Raw genomic sequence first — 14,892 nt, 5'->3', positions numbered from 1 at the left:
CCCGACGGTCGTTCGCCGGCCCGTGGTCGGCGGAATGCGGGCCGGGCCGGCGTGGTTACATCCCCCGGACCACCGAGTACCTCCGCCTGAACCGGGCGCCGGGCCGCCGGAATGACCGGCCGCCCACGGTGGTTACATCCCCGGGACCACCCAGCGGGCGACCGCCGCACGGACGGCTCCGCGAGACGGTGGAATGTGTGGCCGGCCCGGCCGGTTGCATCCCCCCAGGGACGAGCCCGGCCGGCCCCGCCGGCCGCAGGCCCCCGAACATCTCGACCTTTCCTCAGCCCGCGACGCCACCCGTCCCCCGCGGTGTGTGTCGCGTACCCCCGATCGAAAGGTGCTGCCATCATGCGTACCGACATCCTGCGTAAGACCGCTCTGACCGCTGCCGGGCTCGCCTTCACCGGCGGCGCCATCGCCGGCCCCGTCACCACCGCCTTCGCCGCCCCCGCCGAGGCCAAGCCCACCACCGTCGCTCAGGACCGCAAGGGCGGCGAGCGCGAACTCGGCGTGCGCTACGAGGCACAGCCCAACTTCTACTACTGCGGCCCCGCCGCCGCCCGCAACGCCCTCAGCGTCCAGGGCAAGAACATCGACGTCGACGACATGGCCCAGCGCATGGGCACCACCGAAGCCGGCACCAACTCCATCAACGACATCACCCCCGTCCTCAACAAGGAAACCGGCAAGGACGCCTACCAGTCGGTGGAGATCGCCGGCGCCAAGGCCGACGACAAGCAGACCGACAAGCTGCGCGCCGACATCGTCACCGCCATCGACGAAGGCCACGCCATCGTCGCCAACATCGCCGGCACCGCCACCGACACCGACGGCACCACCCACTCCTTCGAAGGCGGGCACTACATCAGCGTCGTCGGCTACCGCGACAACGGCAACACCGTCACCATTGCCGACTCCGCCAACCCCAACCAGGCCTCCTACCGGATGAGCGTCGACAACCTCGCCGACTGGATCGCCACCCGCGGCTACACCGCCTGACCCACAGCGACACGACAACGACAAGGGCCGACCCCACCCGGGGTCGGCCCTTTCGTCATGCCATGCCGAGGGCTCGCCCGCCCCTGCCCACCCGGCTCAGGACCGGCGGTTGCGCTCCTGACTGAGCCGCTCGTCGAGCCGGCCGAGTTCGTAGATCGCGTTCAGTTCCGTCGGCAGGTGGGTCACGTTGTCGACCACGGGCTCGTCGTCCGGCTCGGGGGCGAGGGCGGGGGTCGGCGGATTGGCCGGACCGGCCGGGCCGGTGGCCGCGACGGCGGGCCGTCGCCGTCGGTGCAGGACGAACAGCACGGGCACCGCCAGGACGCCCAGCACCAGGCCGTAGACCAGCCACCGGTCCGCTCCCCCCTCGCCCTCGCGTGGTGGGGCCGCTACCGCCGAGGGGGCATCGGAGGCGGCACCCTGCCCGGGCGGGCCCGGCGCCTCGGCCTCCCGTTCGGCCGGTCGCCCGGCAGGCCGGTCGCCGGCGGGTGCGGGCGCGGACGCACCCGCGGGGCTGGACCGGCCCGGCGCCGCCGGGACAGCCGGCACGGCCGACGGGCCGGCCGGGGACGGGGCGGGGGCCGCCGAGCTGGACGGCGCGGGCGTCGGGGAGGTCCCCGGGGTGGCCCGGCCGCTCCCCTTGAGCAGGTCGTCGACGACCTGCCCGACGCCGCCGAGCAGGTCACCGACCGGCCCGCCGGAGGCCGTCGGCGTCGGCGCGGGAGCGAGCGCCAGGGTCAGGGCGAGCGCGGCCACGACACGCATGGTTCACCTCGGAAAGGGGTCGATGTGCCAGGCACCGTACCGCACTCCTGGTGGTCGCCGCGTGACGCCCCGGCGGTACGACCGGAGCGACGACGCTACGGGGGACGCCGCACGCGGCGTCCCCCGTAGCGGGGTGGGTCAGGCCGGCAGGCCGCCGACCTGGCTGTTGATCCAGGACCGGATGGACGGCAGGTCCACGTAGATGGACGGGCCGGTGGCGCAGGTGGAGTTGTTGTTGCCGGCCCGGCTGGTGGCGCCGATCAGGGCCCACGCCCCGTTGATCCGGCGCACCTGCGGGCCGCCCGAGTCGCCGTAGCAGGCGCCCGCGTTGCCGTTGGTGTTGTTGGTGCAGATCTCGTACGGGCCGTTGATGCCGAGGCAGCGGCTGTCCGCCACGATCGAGGTGTCCAGCTCGTTCGCGACGGTCGGGGCGCTGCCGCAACCCCGGGGAGCACAGGTCTGGCCCCAGCCGATGATGCGGGTGGCGGTGCCGACCGCGCCGGAGGTGGTCGGGATCGGCGCCGGGGCGTAGCTGACCGAGCTGGACAGCTGGAGCAGCTTCACGTCGACGCTCGGGTGGTTGACCGCCCGGGTCACCGAGACGACGGTGCCGCCGCTGGTGCGGTTGACGCTGCCGACCCGTACCGAGGAGGGGGTCCCGCAGTGCTTGGCGGTGACCGCCCAGTTGGCCTTGATCAGCGTGCCGGTGCAGCCGGAGACGTACACCATCCACGGGTAGTTCTCACTCGCCGGGCGACCGTTGACCACCTGCGGCGAGATGTCGTCGGTGTCGTTCCACGTGAACGTGCCGGTGGGCACCTCCGCCGCGGCCAGGCCGCCCGCGAAGAGCTGGTTCACCCGGGACGCCTCGGCGGCGCTCGGGTAGGCGTTGGTGCAGGAGACCGGCGCGCTGCTGCCGGACATCAAGTCGGAGCAGAGCCCGGTACGCCGGTCGGGCAGGCCGAGGATGTGGCCGAGCTCGTGGGTGGCGATGCGGGTGCGGTTGTACCCCTGGTTGACGGCGGTCCAGCCCATCCATACCCGGCCGGCGCCGAGGCTGGTGACCTGCGCGCGCGGCCAGCCGCTGTCGACGTAGATGGTGACGTTGCCCGGCGTACGGGCGACCAGCTGGACGTTGCTGACCCGGCTGTTCCAGATGGCCGCGGCCTGGTCGAAGTTGGTGCGGAACTCGCCGGCCCGGCTCGCGTCGTAGTAGACGGTCCGGGCGGCGGACGCGCCCGTGTCGGCGGACGCGCTCGTGTCGGTGGCAACCTGCATTCCGGTTGCGGCCAGCACCGCCGCCAGCGCGGCGGTCGCCGCGTGCAGCAGTTGTCGTCGGAACATACACGCACTCCCTGGGTTGTCCGGCGGCGTGCCACCGCCAGTCATCGATGTACGTGAATGCTAGAGGGAGGGCCACCGATATGCGGCATAACGGAATCGTCATACCGGCAGCACGGCTGCGGGGCGACCGGCGTCGCACGGACCGGACCGGCGCGCAGCCGCGGCGGGTGGCGCGCCGGCTGCCGGGAGGACCGCCCTCCACCCCCCTCGGCGCCGCGAGCGGTCCGCCTCGGCGCCGGCGCTCATCCGGCCGGCGACGCGGCGGTCCGCTCCGCCGAACGGGCGGCCCGGCGCACGTCGCCGGCCGCCAGCGCGAACAGCGCGAGGGCGCCGGCGAGGGCCGCGTCCACCCCGATCACGAATCCCCGCTCCGACCCGGCCGGCGCCACGGCGACACCGGCGGCGAGCGCCACCGCCGCCGCGAGCGCCATGCCCAGGCGGGCCGACGCCTCCCACCGCACGGCCCACCGACTCCCCGGCGACCGTCCCGCCCTGAGGCCCGCGCGCAGCCACCACGCGGCGGCGGCGATGAGCAACGCACCGAGCGTGCCGGCGACCCCGATCACCAGCCACGGCGCGGCGAACGCCCCCGCCCGCCCGGCGGGCGACGACACGCCGCCCGCCGCGAGCAGCGCGAACCCGACCGAGAGCGCGACATGGACGAGGATCACCCGCGACAGGCGACGTCGCAGCTCACTCAGCTCGGCAACGGGCATCGACACTGCCGCCTCCCCTGCTCGGGTCCACCCCGCATCGTGCCACGTCGGGTGCCACCTGACCCAGGGGTGACCGGCCTCGACGTTTGACAGTCAATTGACGCACTGCTATTTGTTAATACAGTTTCCTGAAGCTCGTGGTGGCCGTCCGGCCGTTCCACGGGGCCGCAGGGCCCACCGACCGGAGGCGGCGCGCCGCCATCCCACCCGAGGAGCGCCATGCCTCGCAAGCGGACCGTCGCCCAGCTCTCGGGTGCCCTCGCCGTCACCGTCGCCGCGCTCGGCTACGGCCTGCCCTCGGCCAGCGCCGCGGCGGCCGGGCCCGTCACCGGCCTCGGCGGGAAGTGCGTCGACGTCGCCGGGGCCAACCCGGCCAACGGCACGCCGGTCCAGCTCTGGGACTGCAACGGCACCGCGGCCCAGGTCTGGACGGTCGGCAACGCCGACGGATCGGTCCGCGCGCTCGGCAAGTGCCTGGACGTCACCGCCGCGTCGACCGCCAACGGCGCCAAGGTGCAGCTGTACGACTGCAACGGCACCGGCGCACAGAAGTGGACCGCCAGCAACGGCACGCTGGTCAACACCGGCTCGGGCAAGTGCCTCGACGTCACGGACTGGAGCACGGCCAACGGCGCCCGGTTGCAGATCTGGAGCTGCTCCGGCACCGCCAACCAGCGGTGGACCCTGCCCGGCGGCGGCGCCACGCCCACCCCGTCCGCCCCGGCCGGCGCTCCCCTCGACGACCCGGCCAAGAAGGACGTCGCCATGCAGCTCGTGTCGGCGGCGGAGAACTCCTCGCTCGACTGGCGCGCGCAGTTCTCCTACATCGAGGACATCGGCGACGGGCGGGGCTACACCGCCGGCATCATCGGCTTCTGCTCCGGCACCGGCGACATGCTCGAACTCGTGGAGGCGTACACGCGGACCAAGCCCGGCAACGTGCTGGCCGGCTACCTGCCCGCGCTGCGCGCCGTCAACGGCAGCGACTCGCACGCCGGCCTCGACCCGTACTTCCCCCGCGACTGGCGCACCGCCGCCGCCGACCCCGTGTTCCGGGCGGCGCAGGAGGCCGAGCGGGACCGCGTCTACTTCAACCCGTCGGTCCGCGACGGCAAGGCCGACGGGGTACGGGCGCTCGGGCAGTTCGCCTACTACGACGCGGCGGTGATGCACGGCTACGAGGGCATGCGGGCGATCCGCAGCCGCGCCCTGGCCCGGGCGAAGCCCCCGGCCCAGGGCGGCGACGAGCGGACCTGGCTGCACGCCTTCCTCGACGAGCGGGTCGCCGAGATGAGGAGGGAGCCCGCCCACTCGGACACCTCCCGTGTGGACACCGCGCAGCGGGTCTTCCTCGACAACGGCAACTTCAACCTGGACACGCCGCTGGTGTTCGCCGTCTACGGCGACCAGTACCGCATCGGCTGACGGCCCCCGGTCACGACTGCGGCGCGACGCCGGCGGGGGCGCCGGTCTCCCGCAGCCGGCCGTCGGCGAGCCGCAGCCAGCGGTCCACGCCGATCGCCGCGAGGAACCGCTCGTCGTGGCTGATCACCACGAACGCACCCTCGTACGCGTCGAGCGCGCTCTCCAGCTGGCCGACGCTGACCAGGTCCAGGTTGTTGGTCGGCTCGTCGAGCAGGAGCAACTGCGGTGCCGGTTCGGCGAACAGCACGCAGGCCAGGGTGGCGCGGAGCCGCTCACCGCCGGAGAGCGCCCCGACCGGGAGATGGGCGCGGGAGCCCCGGAACAGGAAGCGGGCGAGCAGGGTCATCCGCTGCGCCTCCGGCATCGCGGGCGCGTACGCGGCCAGGCTCTCCGCGACCGTGCGGTCGAGGTCCAGCAGGTCCAGCCGCTGGGACAGGTACGCGATCCGGCCGTCGGCCCGCCTGGTCCGGCCGCCCTCCGGCTGCACGTCGCCGCTGACCACGCGCAGCAGGGTGGACTTGCCGGCGCCGTTCGGACCGGTGAGCGCGATCCGTTCGGGTCCCCGGATCGTGAGGTCCACGCCGGCACCGGCGAACAGGGCGCGCCCGCCGTAGCGGATCTGCATCCCCTCGCCGTGGAAGACCGTGCGGCCGGCCGGAAGGCTGGTGCCGGGCAGTTCCAGCGTGATCCGCTGCTCCTCGCGCAGGGCACGGCCCGCCTCGTCGAGCCGGGCCTTGGCGTCGCCGACCCGCGCGGCGTGCGTCTCGTTCGACCGGCCCACCGACTCCTGGGCGCCCCGCTTCATGGTGCCGGCGAAGATCTTGGGCAGGCCGGCGCTCTTCAGGTTGCGGGCGGCGTTGCCGGCCCGGCGCTCGGCCCGTTCGCGCGCCTGCTGCATCTCCCGCTTCTCCCGCTTGACCTCCTGCTCGGCGTGGCGGACGTTCTTCTCCGCGACCTCCCGCTCGGCGCGCACCGCCTCCTCGTACGCGGTGAAGTTGCCGCCGTAGGAGCGGACCTCGCTCCGGTCGAGTTCGAGGATGCGGTCCATCCGGTCCAGCAGCGCCCGGTCGTGGCTGACCAGCAGCAGGCAGCCGTTCCAGTCCTCCAGCACGGCGTACAGCTTGCGGCGGGCGTCGAGGTCCAGGTTGTTGGTGGGCTCGTCGAGGAGCAGGATGTCGGGCCGCCGCAGCAGTTGCGCCGCCAGGCCCAGGGAGACGACCTGGCCGCCGCTGAGGGTGTGCAGGGGCCGGTCGAGGGACACGTCGTCGAGGCCGAGCCGGTCCAGTTGGGCGCGGGTGCGCTCCTCGATGTCCCAGTCGTTGCCGATCGTGGTGAAGTGCTCCTCGTCGGCGTCCCCGGCCTCGATGGCGTGCAGCGCCCCGAGCACCGGCGCGATCCCGATGACCTCGGCCACGGTCAGGTCGCCGGCCAGCGGAAGGTTCTGCGGCAGGTAGCCGAGCACGCCGTCGACGGTCACGGAGCCCCCGGTCGGCGGGTACTCGCCGGCGATCAGCTTGAGCAGGGTGGTCTTGCCGGCGCCGTTCGGCGCGACGAGGCCGGTGCGGCCGGCGCCCACCGTGCAGGACAGTCCCTCGAAGACGGGGGTGTCGTCCGGCCAGGAGAAGGAGAGGCGGGAACAGATGATGAACGCGTCGGACATGCGGAGACCCTCGGGGTGACGTGGGCGCGCCGGGCGCCCTGGGGGCGGGATTCGAAGACGACGGACCACGGCCACGGCGGCGGTCGAACGCCTGCCGCTGGCCGGGCACTTCCGGTGTCACCCGGAGATGTCGTCGTCACCCGCCACGTCTGGTCTCCCTGTCCCGATCACTCGCGCCCATCCTAACAGCGCGGCCCGGTGCCGCGGGTACGCGCGACGGCGTCAGAGGCCCGCGCAGGGGTCGTCGCCCAGCGAGCAGTCCTCGGGCGCCCTGGTGAGCTGGTCGACGTCGCGCACGGCGAACGTGAAGGTCCGCGAGCGGCCGGGCGGCACGGACGGCCCGGTGAACGTGACGACCTGCCCGTCCCGCCGGTACTCCGCCCCGCTGACGTCGGTCAGGGAGCCGCCCTCGGCCAGCGTGACGACCACCGTCCAGCCGTCCACCGCCGCGCTGCCGGGATTGTCGACGACCACCTCACCGGTGAAGCCGAGCAGCCTCGTCGACACGGTCCGGTAGCGGGCGGTCATGGCGGGGGCCGACGGCGCGATCGAGGTGGGCGTACGCGAGGGTGTGGCCGAGGGGGTCGCCGACGGCGTCCGGCTCGGGCGGGACGGGGTCGGCGTGGCGCTGCGCGTGGGGCGGGCGGAGGGGGTCGCCCGCGGCGTACGGCTCGGGGTGGCCGTGGCGGTCGGCGACGGCGTCGCGACCGGGCCGGCGACCGGGTCCGGCTCGGCGGGCAGGACCGCCCACACCGCCGCCCCGGCGGCCAGCACGACGCCGGCCAGCCCCGCGACCAGCAGCGGCCAGCGGCGGCGCCGGGCGGCCGGTGCCGGCTCGTCGCCGACCTCCTCGGTCACCGGCATCTCGGCGGTCATCCCGGGCTCGCCCCGACTCAGGTCGACCTGCCGGAAGGCCAGCCAGTCGAGGATCGCCGGCAGGCGCCCCGTCAACGCCTGCCGGTAGGACTCCTCGCGGCGCTCGCGCTGCTCGTCGTCCCAGCTGCCGTGCTCCAGCACCTCGCGGACCGACAGCCGGCACCCCTCGGCGGTGGGGGCGACGGCACAGGCCAGCCGGCTCCGCCGGCCGCCCTCGAGGCACCGCAACGCGATCAGCTCCGGCTCCCGCCGGTCGGTCACCTCCGCGTCGACGGCCGCGTCGAACCCGGGCAGGCCGGCGGTGAACAGCAGCAGCCGGCCGCTCGACCCGGCCATCGGCTCGACCTCGGTGAACCAGCGGGCGAGCAGAGCGCGATCCGTCAATGCGTGCCACACCCGGTCCGCCGGGTGGAACAGGTCCACCTGCACGTCGATCTCGATCACGGCGCGACTCTACGGGTATCGATCGCGGCCCGCCCCGGACGGGGGAGCCCCACGGTGCGCGGCCGGCGCCGCGCGGGCCGCCGGGGATGGGCGACCGGCGCCCACCCCTCCGGGGCGCCGGTCGGCGGTCATCCCTTCACGCAGACCACCTGCTTGAGGTGCGCCACCACCTCGACCAGGTCCTCCTGCTGCGCCATCACCTGGGTGATGTCCTTGTACGCCCCGGGGATCTCGTCGACCACGCCGGCGTCCTTGCGGCACTCCACGCCGGCGGTCTGCGCGGCCAGGTCGGCGGTGCTGTACGTGCGCTTCGCCTGCGCCCGCGACATCCGCCGCCCCGCCCCGTGCGAGGCGGAGCAGTACGCGTCCGGGTTCCCCTTGCCCCGCACGACGTACGAGCCGGTGCCCATCGATCCCGGGATGATGCCCAGGTCCCCCCGACCGGCCCGGATCGCCCCCTTGCGGGTGACCAGCACGTCGACGCCGTCGTAGCTCTCCTCCGCCACGTAGTTGTGGTGGCAGCTGATCGGCTCGTCGTAGCCGACGTGCGGGAACTGCTCCCGCACCACCCCGCAGAGCAGGGCGAGCATGACCGCCCGGTTGCGCCGCGCGTACTCCTGCGCCCACCACAGGTCCCGGCGGTAGGCGTCCATCTCCGGCGTGCCGGCGAGGAACACCGCGAGGTCGCGGTCGGGCAGGTCGGTGTTGTGCGGCAGCCGCCGGGCGACCGCGATGTGCCGCTCCGCCAGCTCCTTGCCGATGTTGCGCGAGCCGGAGTGCAGCATGAGCCACACCCGTCCCTCGTCGGCGCCGCCCTGCTCCAGGCAGACCTCGATGAAGTGGTTGCCACCGCCGAGCGTGCCCAGCTGCCGCTGGGCCCGCGTCTCCAACTGCGCCACCCGCCGGTCGAGGCCGGCGAACCGGCGCCAGAAGTCGTCCCAGCCGGCCTGCTCCAGGCCCCGGACCCGGCGCGGGTCGACCGGCTTCTCCCGCTGGTTGAATCCGACCGGGATCGTGGCCTCGATCGCCGAGCGCAGCCCGGCCAGGTCGTCCGGGAGGTCGGCGGCGGTCAGCGAGGTGCGCACCGCGGACATGCCGCAGCCGATGTCGACGCCGACCGCCGCCGGCGAGACGGCCTGCCGCATCGCGATGACGGAGCCGACCGTGGCGCCCTTGCCGAAGTGCACGTCGGGCATGACCGCGACGCCCTCCACCCACGGGAGCGCACCGATGTTGCGCAGTTGCTTGGCGGCCTGCGGCTCGATGCCGTACGGGTCGGTCCAGACCCGGACCGGCGCGCGGGTGCCCGCGAGCGGGGTGTAGCTCATCGTCGTCTCCTCGTGTCGGGGGCTGGTCGCCGCCGTCGCGGCGGGACCGGAAGGGATCGACGACCGCCGGGGATCGAACCCCGCGTCTCTCGTGCCCGAGGCGAGCGGGTCAGCCAGCTCCCTCGTCCCGGTGACGGTCGTCCTCCCGGCCGGCCCGTGGCGGGGCGACCGGGTCGTTGCTTGCGGTGTGGAGTGGGGCACGGATGACGTCGCCGGGGCGCGGCCGGGACGGAGGTGGACGGGGACCGGGGGGGACGAAAAAGCCGCCCGGCCCCGGTGGGGTGGGCGGCTGCGCGTACGCGCCGGCGCTAGACGCGCCGCCACCCCCGTTGCCGCCCCTGTTCGGGACGGCGCCGCCCGCAGGCTCGTGTGCCCGTGGGTAGCGGGGCACCGCCGCGCGGCGTCGGCCACCCGGCGTCGGTGCGGTTGCGCTGCGACACGGCGTACTCCCCTGGGTCGTCCATCTGACCTTGCGCCGATGACGGTAGGCGGGCCGCGACGGTGGCCGCAATGGATATTCGCGATCCGTCCGACGACCCGCACCGCGCGGCGGGCACGACGTCCGCATCACGACCACTTCCCCATCCTTCCCTGTCTGCACTAGGATAGGGAACGATGAGTGAGGAAATGTACTCGGTCGAGCAGGTGGCCGAGCGGCTGGGCCTGCACGTGCGCACCGTGCGGGGCTACATCCGCGCCGGTCGGCTCAGGGCGGTGCGGATCGGCAAGCAGTACCGGATCGCCCGCGCCGACCTCGACGCGCTGACCGGTCGGCCGGCACCCGCCCGTCCCGTCGGCGCTGCGGCGGTGGAGGTGTCGAGCATCCTGCAGATCGACGGCGTCGACCGGGCCGCGGCCGACCGGCTGGCCACGCTCGTCCTGGCCGCGGCGAACACCACCCACCACCCCGCGCACCCGCTGCGCATCCAGACCGTCCACGACGAGGAGCGGAACCGCATGAAGATCGTGATCCTGGGCGGAGCCTCGGCCACCGCCGAGGTGCTGCACCTGGTCGACGCCGTGCTCGACGGCGACAACGGCCTACTCACCGGGGAGGCCGGCGATGCCTGACGTCATCCAGGAGCGGGCCGGGGTCCCGGTGCTGGTGTGCGACCCGGACGGCCCGCCGGTGACCACCGAGCAGGACGCGCTGGACCTGATCGGCTCGGCCTTCCTCGGCGCCCAGGTGGTGGCCGTGCCGGTGCGCCGGCTCGACGCCTCCTTCTTCTCCCTCGGCACCCGCTTCGCCGGCGAGGTCATGCAGAAGTTCGTCAACTACCGGCTGCGCCTGGCCATCGTGGGCGACATCGGCCCGCACCTCGCGGCCAGTTCGGCCCTGCGCGCCCTCGTGCACGAGTCGAACCGCTCCGGCCACGTGTGGTTCGTCCCCGACCTCGACGCCCTCGACGCCCGCCTGGCGCCGGCGCCGGGACCCCGTGGGGCCACCCCCGGGCCGGGCGGGGCGCCGACGCGCGGCTGACCGCCCGGGGTTGCCGGCGCGCGGGACGGGTAACCGGCGCGGATGAGGCCGGAGGCCGAGCCGGTGGACGTCGACGCGCCGCTGGCCGTCGACGTACCGCCCGCGCCGCACGATGCCAGCGGCGAGCGCGTGCCGACCCGCGACCTGGCCGGGCTGGCGCCGCCGGCGCGGCCGGCGCGGCGGTGGCTGCCGCGCCGGGTGGTCGCCACGCCGGCCGCGCTGGACCACCCGCACGGCCGGCGCGTGGTCCGGCGCGTCGAGGCCCTGGGCATCGAGGTCGAGCGGCTCCGCGCCAACCGGCTCACCGGCATCTGCGGGGCCACCGAGCGGGAGACGTACGCGCGGGCGAAGGCGACCATGGCGCTCGTGGTCAGCCCGCCGTCGCGCCGGAAGCTGCAACCCATCGCGCCCAGCGCGGACTGGCGCTTCGACCTGGCGGAGGGCTGCCCGGCCCACTGCCAGTACTGCTACCTCGCCGGCTCGCTGTCGGGGCCACCGGTGACGCGGGTGTACGCCGACCTGGACGACATCCTCGCCGGCCTCACCGACTACGCCGGGCGGGGCACGGTGACCAGCCGCAGCGCCGAGCGGGCCGCCGAGGGCACCACCTTCGAGGCGTCCTGCTACACGGACCCGCTGGCCCTGGAGCACCTCACCGGCAGCTGGCGCCGGGCGGTGGAGCACTTCGCCGGCTGGGACGCCCCGGTGCAGCTGCGCTGGACCACCAAGTACGCCGACGTGGACACGTTCGTGGGGCTGCCGCACGCCGGGCGCACCCGGGTCCGGTTCAGCGTCAACTGCCGCCCGGTCAGCGAGCGGATGGAGGGCGGCACGGCGTCCGTGCCGCACCGGCTGGCGGCGCTGCGCCGGCTCGCCCTCGACGGCTACCCCGTGGGGTTGACCGTCGCGCCGATCATGCCGCTACCCGGCTGGCGGGAGCACTACGGCGAGCTGCTCGACGCGGTCGCGGGCGCGGTCGCCGGGGTGCCGGGGCTTGACCTGACCGCCGAGCTGATCACCCACCGGTTCACCCCGGGCAGCAAGGAGGTGCTGCTCGGCTGGTACCCGCGCACGAGGCTGGAGATGGACGAGTCCGCCCGCAGCCGCAGGTACGGCAGGTTCGGCGCGGTGAAGTACGTCTACCCGCGCGACACCATGGCCGAGCTGCGCACCTGGTTCGACCGCGAGCTGGCCGCCCGGCTGCCGGCCTGCCGGGTCCTCTACTGGACGTGAGGATCGGCTACGGTCGACGACCGTGGCCCTGATGCGTGTCGACTTCCACTCCGAGGTGCTCGGTCTCGGCACCTCCATGACCGTGATCCTCCCGCAGCACACCTCCTCGCAGGTCGGCATGCCCGGAAGCGCCCCGCAGGGCGACCCGCCCGTGCTCTACCTGCTGCACGGGCTGTCCGACGACGACACGATCTGGCTGCGCCGTACCTCGATCGAGCGGTACGTGGCGCCGCTCGGCCTGGCCGTGGTGATGCCCCAGGTCGGGCGCAGCTTCTACAGCGACGAGGAGCACGGCAACCGGTACTGGACCTTCCTCACCGACGAGCTGCCCCGGCTGTGCCACGGCTTCTTCCGGCTCTCGGCGCGTCGGGAGGACACTTTCGTCGCCGGGCTCTCGATGGGCGGCTACGGGGCGCTGAAGTGGGCGCTGCGCGACCCGGGCCGGTTCGCCGCGGCGGCCAGCCTCTCCGGCGCGCTCGACGTGGCCGCCCGCCGCCACGCCACCACCGCACCCCTCGACCCTGCCGTCTGGCACACCGCCTTCGGCGAGCGGACCGTCGCGGGCAGCGACGACGATCTCCTCGCCCTGCTCGGCAGGACCAAGGGCACTGACCTGCCCGCCCTCCGCGTCGCCTGCGGCACCGAGGACTTCCTGTACGAGGACAACCTGACCTTCGTCACGGCGGCCCGCGAGCGCGGCGTCCCGCTCACCGTGGACTTCTCCCCCGGCGCGCACGACTGGGCGTACTGGGACGCGAAGATCCAGGACGTGCTGGCCTGGTTGCCGCTGCGCACGGGCGGCTGAGGGCACGCCGGGCGGGGGTGCCGCCGGCCGGCTCAGGCGCCGACGCTGCCGTCGATGCCCTCGCGCAGCAGGTCGGCGTGACCGTTGTGCCGGGCGTACTCGTGGATCAGGTGCAGCATCACCAGCCGCAGGGACACGTCCTCGCCGGACCTGGCGTGGTGGCCGGTCACGTCGAGCGACCCGGCCGCGCGCTCGATGCGGCGGGAGTGCGCCACCTCCCCGCTGCCAGGCGTCGAAGGCGTCGGCGCGGGTGGCGCCGCTCGCGTCGTACGCCACCTGGAAGTCGCCGGAGTCCGACCAGACCAGCGGCACGTCCTCGCCGTCGATGGTGCGGCGGAACCAGGCCCGCTCCACCTCCGCCATGTGCCGGACCAGGCCGAGCAGCGACAGGGTGGACGGGGGCATCGACTGCCGGCGCAGCTGTTCGTCGGACAGCCCTCGCACTTCATGCGGCGGGACCCCGCCGCAGGTGATCATGCCGGACGTCGGCGGGACGAGGTACGCGGCCCGCCGCGCCCAGCGGCCCGTCGGTCCCCGCCCGGACGCGCCACGACCGGCGTGATCAGGCCAGGAGCAGGAGGCCGTCCCGTTTGTCCGGTAGTGCTCCCCAAGCGGTGACCCGCGATTCGTCAATACGACGAATTTCGTCGCCCAGAGACGATTATTTGACGAGTTCGCCAGGATCTATGGACATGAACCGCCGGCACTCGTAGGGTCTCACCATCTTCCGATGATCCTGGAGATGACGTGAACACTGCCGCCACGGAAATTCCCGCCAACTTGGCGACCGAGCTCCACACCGCCGCCACCGTGGTGGACGGGAGCACGGTCATCGAGCTCAGCGACGCCCACCTCGACCGGATCCGGCGAGGCGGCGTCACCGCTGTCAACCACACCGTCACCAGGCCGTACGCGGACACGGTCACCGCCCTGCGGGAGGTGAACCGGTGCCGCAGGTGGATCGACGAACACTCCGACGACGTCCTGCTCGCGCTGACCGTCGCCGACATCGAGCGAGCCAAGGCCGAGGGCAAGGAAGCCGTCATCTTCGGCCCGCAGGACACCGAGATGATCGGCGCCGATCTCGACCTGCTCGGCACCTTCTACGATCTCGGCGTCCGCATCCTGCAACTGACCTATCAGCGGCAGAACCTGCTCGGCGCCGGCTGCGGCGAGGAGACCGACTCGGGTCTGACGCACCGGGGTCGCCGCTTCGTCGAGGCGATGGACGAGCTGGGCATCCTGGTCGACGTCTCGCACTGTGGCGAGCGCACCGGCCTGGACGCGATGGAGGCGTCCGCCAAGCCGGTCGTCGTCACCCATTCCTTCTGCGACGCGATGTCGCCGCACATCCGGGCCAAGTCCGACGGCTACCTGCGCAGCCTCGGCGAGCAGGGCGGGGTCATGGGCATCACCACCCTGTCAGGCTTCCTGTACTACCCGGAGGCCCCGTCCAGGCGTCCGGATCTCGCCCGCTTCGTCGAGCACGTCAGCCGCGTGGTGGAGGTGGCCGGCATCGACCACGTCGCGATCGCCACCGACTACGACGAGACGTGGACCGAGCCGATGCGGATCGCGCAGTTGAAGTCCATCGCCCGGTCGAAGTCCAAGGAGCACCAGAACCTCCTCGGTGACTTCGGCTGGACCGAGCGTCGGGCGATCGGGATGGACGACGCCGCGGACTTCCCCAACTTCACTGAGGCGCTGTTGAACGGCGGTTTCTCGCCGGCCGACGTGACCAAGATCCTCGGCGGCAACTGGCTCCGGGTCTACGGACAGACGTGGAAACCGGCCTGACCTGTAAGTGCTGATCG

General features: G+C 73.6%; 14 protein-coding genes and 1 pseudogene. 7 read left to right on the top strand and 8 right to left on the bottom strand.

Annotated features, from left to right (window positions below; all coding sequences use genetic code 11):
* Positions 1–351: 351 nt before the first annotated feature.
* A complete protein-coding gene (locus tag ACPXCB_RS14545) occupies positions 352–1,002 on the top strand; it encodes a C39 family peptidase (protein WP_425875655.1) in 651 nt (216 codons plus the stop codon).
* A gap of 96 nt (positions 1,003–1,098) precedes the next feature.
* Here the strand turns inward: ACPXCB_RS14545 and ACPXCB_RS14540 are convergent, their stop codons facing one another.
* The 3 genes from ACPXCB_RS14540 to ACPXCB_RS14530 form a co-directional block, all read right to left on the bottom strand.
* Positions 1,099–1,767, bottom strand: a complete 669-nt coding sequence (locus ACPXCB_RS14540; protein ID WP_425875653.1) for a hypothetical protein — start codon at positions 1,765–1,767, stop codon at positions 1,099–1,101.
* A gap of 138 nt (positions 1,768–1,905) precedes the next feature.
* Complete coding sequence (locus tag ACPXCB_RS14535; protein WP_425875854.1) at positions 1,906–3,045, bottom strand: snapalysin family zinc-dependent metalloprotease; 1,140 nt, start codon at positions 3,043–3,045, stop codon at positions 1,906–1,908.
* Between the two features lie 308 nt (positions 3,046–3,353).
* Positions 3,354–3,833 (bottom strand): hypothetical protein, encoded by a 480-nt coding sequence (locus ACPXCB_RS14530; protein ID WP_425875651.1) that lies wholly within the window; start codon positions 3,831–3,833, stop codon positions 3,354–3,356.
* Between the two features lie 213 nt (positions 3,834–4,046).
* On the opposite strand from ACPXCB_RS14530, the gene ACPXCB_RS14525 reads away from it, so the two are divergent.
* Positions 4,047–5,252, top strand: a complete 1,206-nt coding sequence (locus ACPXCB_RS14525) for a chitosanase (protein WP_425875650.1) — start codon at positions 4,047–4,049, stop codon at positions 5,250–5,252.
* Between the two features lie 10 nt (positions 5,253–5,262).
* Here the strand turns inward: ACPXCB_RS14525 and abc-f are convergent, their stop codons facing one another.
* From abc-f to ACPXCB_RS14510, 3 genes are all read right to left on the bottom strand, one after another.
* Positions 5,263–6,912, bottom strand: a complete 1,650-nt coding sequence (gene abc-f, locus ACPXCB_RS14520; RefSeq protein WP_425875648.1) for a ribosomal protection-like ABC-F family protein — start codon at positions 6,910–6,912, stop codon at positions 5,263–5,265.
* A gap of 222 nt (positions 6,913–7,134) precedes the next feature.
* On the bottom strand, positions 7,135–8,232 hold the full coding sequence (locus ACPXCB_RS14515) for an SRPBCC family protein (RefSeq protein WP_425875646.1): 1,098 nt from the start codon (positions 8,230–8,232) through the stop codon (positions 7,135–7,137).
* A gap of 128 nt (positions 8,233–8,360) precedes the next feature.
* Positions 8,361–9,560, bottom strand: coding sequence for an RtcB family protein (locus ACPXCB_RS14510; RefSeq protein WP_425875644.1), 1,200 nt, complete (start codon positions 9,558–9,560; stop codon positions 8,361–8,363).
* Positions 9,561–10,175: 615 nt separating this feature from the next.
* On the opposite strand from ACPXCB_RS14510, the gene ACPXCB_RS14505 reads away from it, so the two are divergent.
* From ACPXCB_RS14505 to ACPXCB_RS14490, 4 genes are read left to right on the top strand one after another with little or no spacing between them, the layout of a single operon-like run.
* A complete protein-coding gene (locus ACPXCB_RS14505; protein WP_425875642.1) occupies positions 10,176–10,631 on the top strand; it encodes a helix-turn-helix domain-containing protein in 456 nt (151 codons plus the stop codon).
* Entirely contained in the window at positions 10,624–11,040 is a 417-nt protein-coding gene (locus ACPXCB_RS14500; protein WP_425875640.1) for a DUF4180 domain-containing protein, read from the top strand. Before ACPXCB_RS14505 ends, ACPXCB_RS14500 begins: the two co-directional genes overlap by 8 nt.
* 42 nt (positions 11,041–11,082) lie before the next feature.
* Positions 11,083–12,273 carry a spore photoproduct lyase family protein gene (locus ACPXCB_RS14495; protein ID WP_425875638.1) on the top strand — a complete coding sequence of 397 codons (1,191 nt, stop codon included), beginning with the start codon at positions 11,083–11,085 and terminating at the stop codon, positions 12,271–12,273.
* Positions 12,274–12,295: 22 nt separating this feature from the next.
* Positions 12,296–13,078 (top strand): alpha/beta hydrolase, encoded by a 783-nt coding sequence (locus ACPXCB_RS14490; RefSeq protein WP_425875636.1) that lies wholly within the window; start codon positions 12,296–12,298, stop codon positions 13,076–13,078.
* A 32-nt stretch (positions 13,079–13,110) separates the two neighbouring features.
* On the opposite strand, the gene ACPXCB_RS14485 is transcribed toward ACPXCB_RS14490, so the two are convergent.
* Positions 13,111–13,293 carry a DUF664 domain-containing protein gene (locus ACPXCB_RS14485; RefSeq protein WP_425875635.1) on the bottom strand — a complete coding sequence of 61 codons (183 nt, stop codon included), beginning with the start codon at positions 13,291–13,293 and terminating at the stop codon, positions 13,111–13,113.
* A gap of 64 nt (positions 13,294–13,357) precedes the next feature.
* Positions 13,358–13,483, bottom strand: a pseudogene (locus ACPXCB_RS14480) (DUF664 domain-containing protein); the annotation flags it as partial.
* Between the two features lie 342 nt (positions 13,484–13,825).
* Between ACPXCB_RS14480 and ACPXCB_RS14475 the strand changes: the two are divergent.
* On the top strand, positions 13,826–14,875 hold the full coding sequence (locus tag ACPXCB_RS14475) for a dipeptidase (RefSeq protein ID WP_425875634.1): 1,050 nt from the start codon (positions 13,826–13,828) through the stop codon (positions 14,873–14,875).
* Positions 14,876–14,892 lie beyond the last annotated feature (17 nt).

This window comes from Micromonospora sp. DT62 (assembly GCF_049847285.1).
GTDB lineage: Bacteria > Actinomycetota > Actinomycetes > Mycobacteriales > Micromonosporaceae > Micromonospora > Micromonospora reichwaldensis.
The sequence above is the reverse complement of the archived record's forward strand: the minus strand, read 5'-3'. Positions and strand labels throughout refer to the sequence as shown.

What these genes read in the sequence shown, in the direction of transcription:
- ACPXCB_RS14500 (WP_425875640.1), top strand. Translation starts at nt 10,624, where the DNA reads ATGCCTGACGTCATCCAGGAGCGGGCCGGGGTCCCGGTGCTGGTGTGC.
- ACPXCB_RS14540 (WP_425875653.1), bottom strand. Translation starts at nt 1,767, where the DNA reads ATGCGTGTCGTGGCCGCGCTCGCCCTGACCCTGGCGCTCGCTCCCGCG.
- ACPXCB_RS14495 (WP_425875638.1), top strand. Translation starts at nt 11,083, where the DNA reads ATGAGGCCGGAGGCCGAGCCGGTGGACGTCGACGCGCCGCTGGCCGTC.
- ACPXCB_RS14505 (WP_425875642.1), top strand. Translation starts at nt 10,176, where the DNA reads ATGAGTGAGGAAATGTACTCGGTCGAGCAGGTGGCCGAGCGGCTGGGC.
- ACPXCB_RS14525 (WP_425875650.1), top strand. Translation starts at nt 4,047, where the DNA reads ATGCCTCGCAAGCGGACCGTCGCCCAGCTCTCGGGTGCCCTCGCCGTC.
- ACPXCB_RS14545 (WP_425875655.1), top strand. Translation starts at nt 352, where the DNA reads ATGCGTACCGACATCCTGCGTAAGACCGCTCTGACCGCTGCCGGGCTC.
- ACPXCB_RS14535 (WP_425875854.1), bottom strand. Translation starts at nt 3,045, where the DNA reads ATGCAGGTTGCCACCGACACGAGCGCGTCCGCCGACACGGGCGCGTCC.
- abc-f (WP_425875648.1), bottom strand. Translation starts at nt 6,912, where the DNA reads ATGTCCGACGCGTTCATCATCTGTTCCCGCCTCTCCTTCTCCTGGCCG.
- ACPXCB_RS14510 (WP_425875644.1), bottom strand. Translation starts at nt 9,560, where the DNA reads ATGAGCTACACCCCGCTCGCGGGCACCCGCGCGCCGGTCCGGGTCTGG.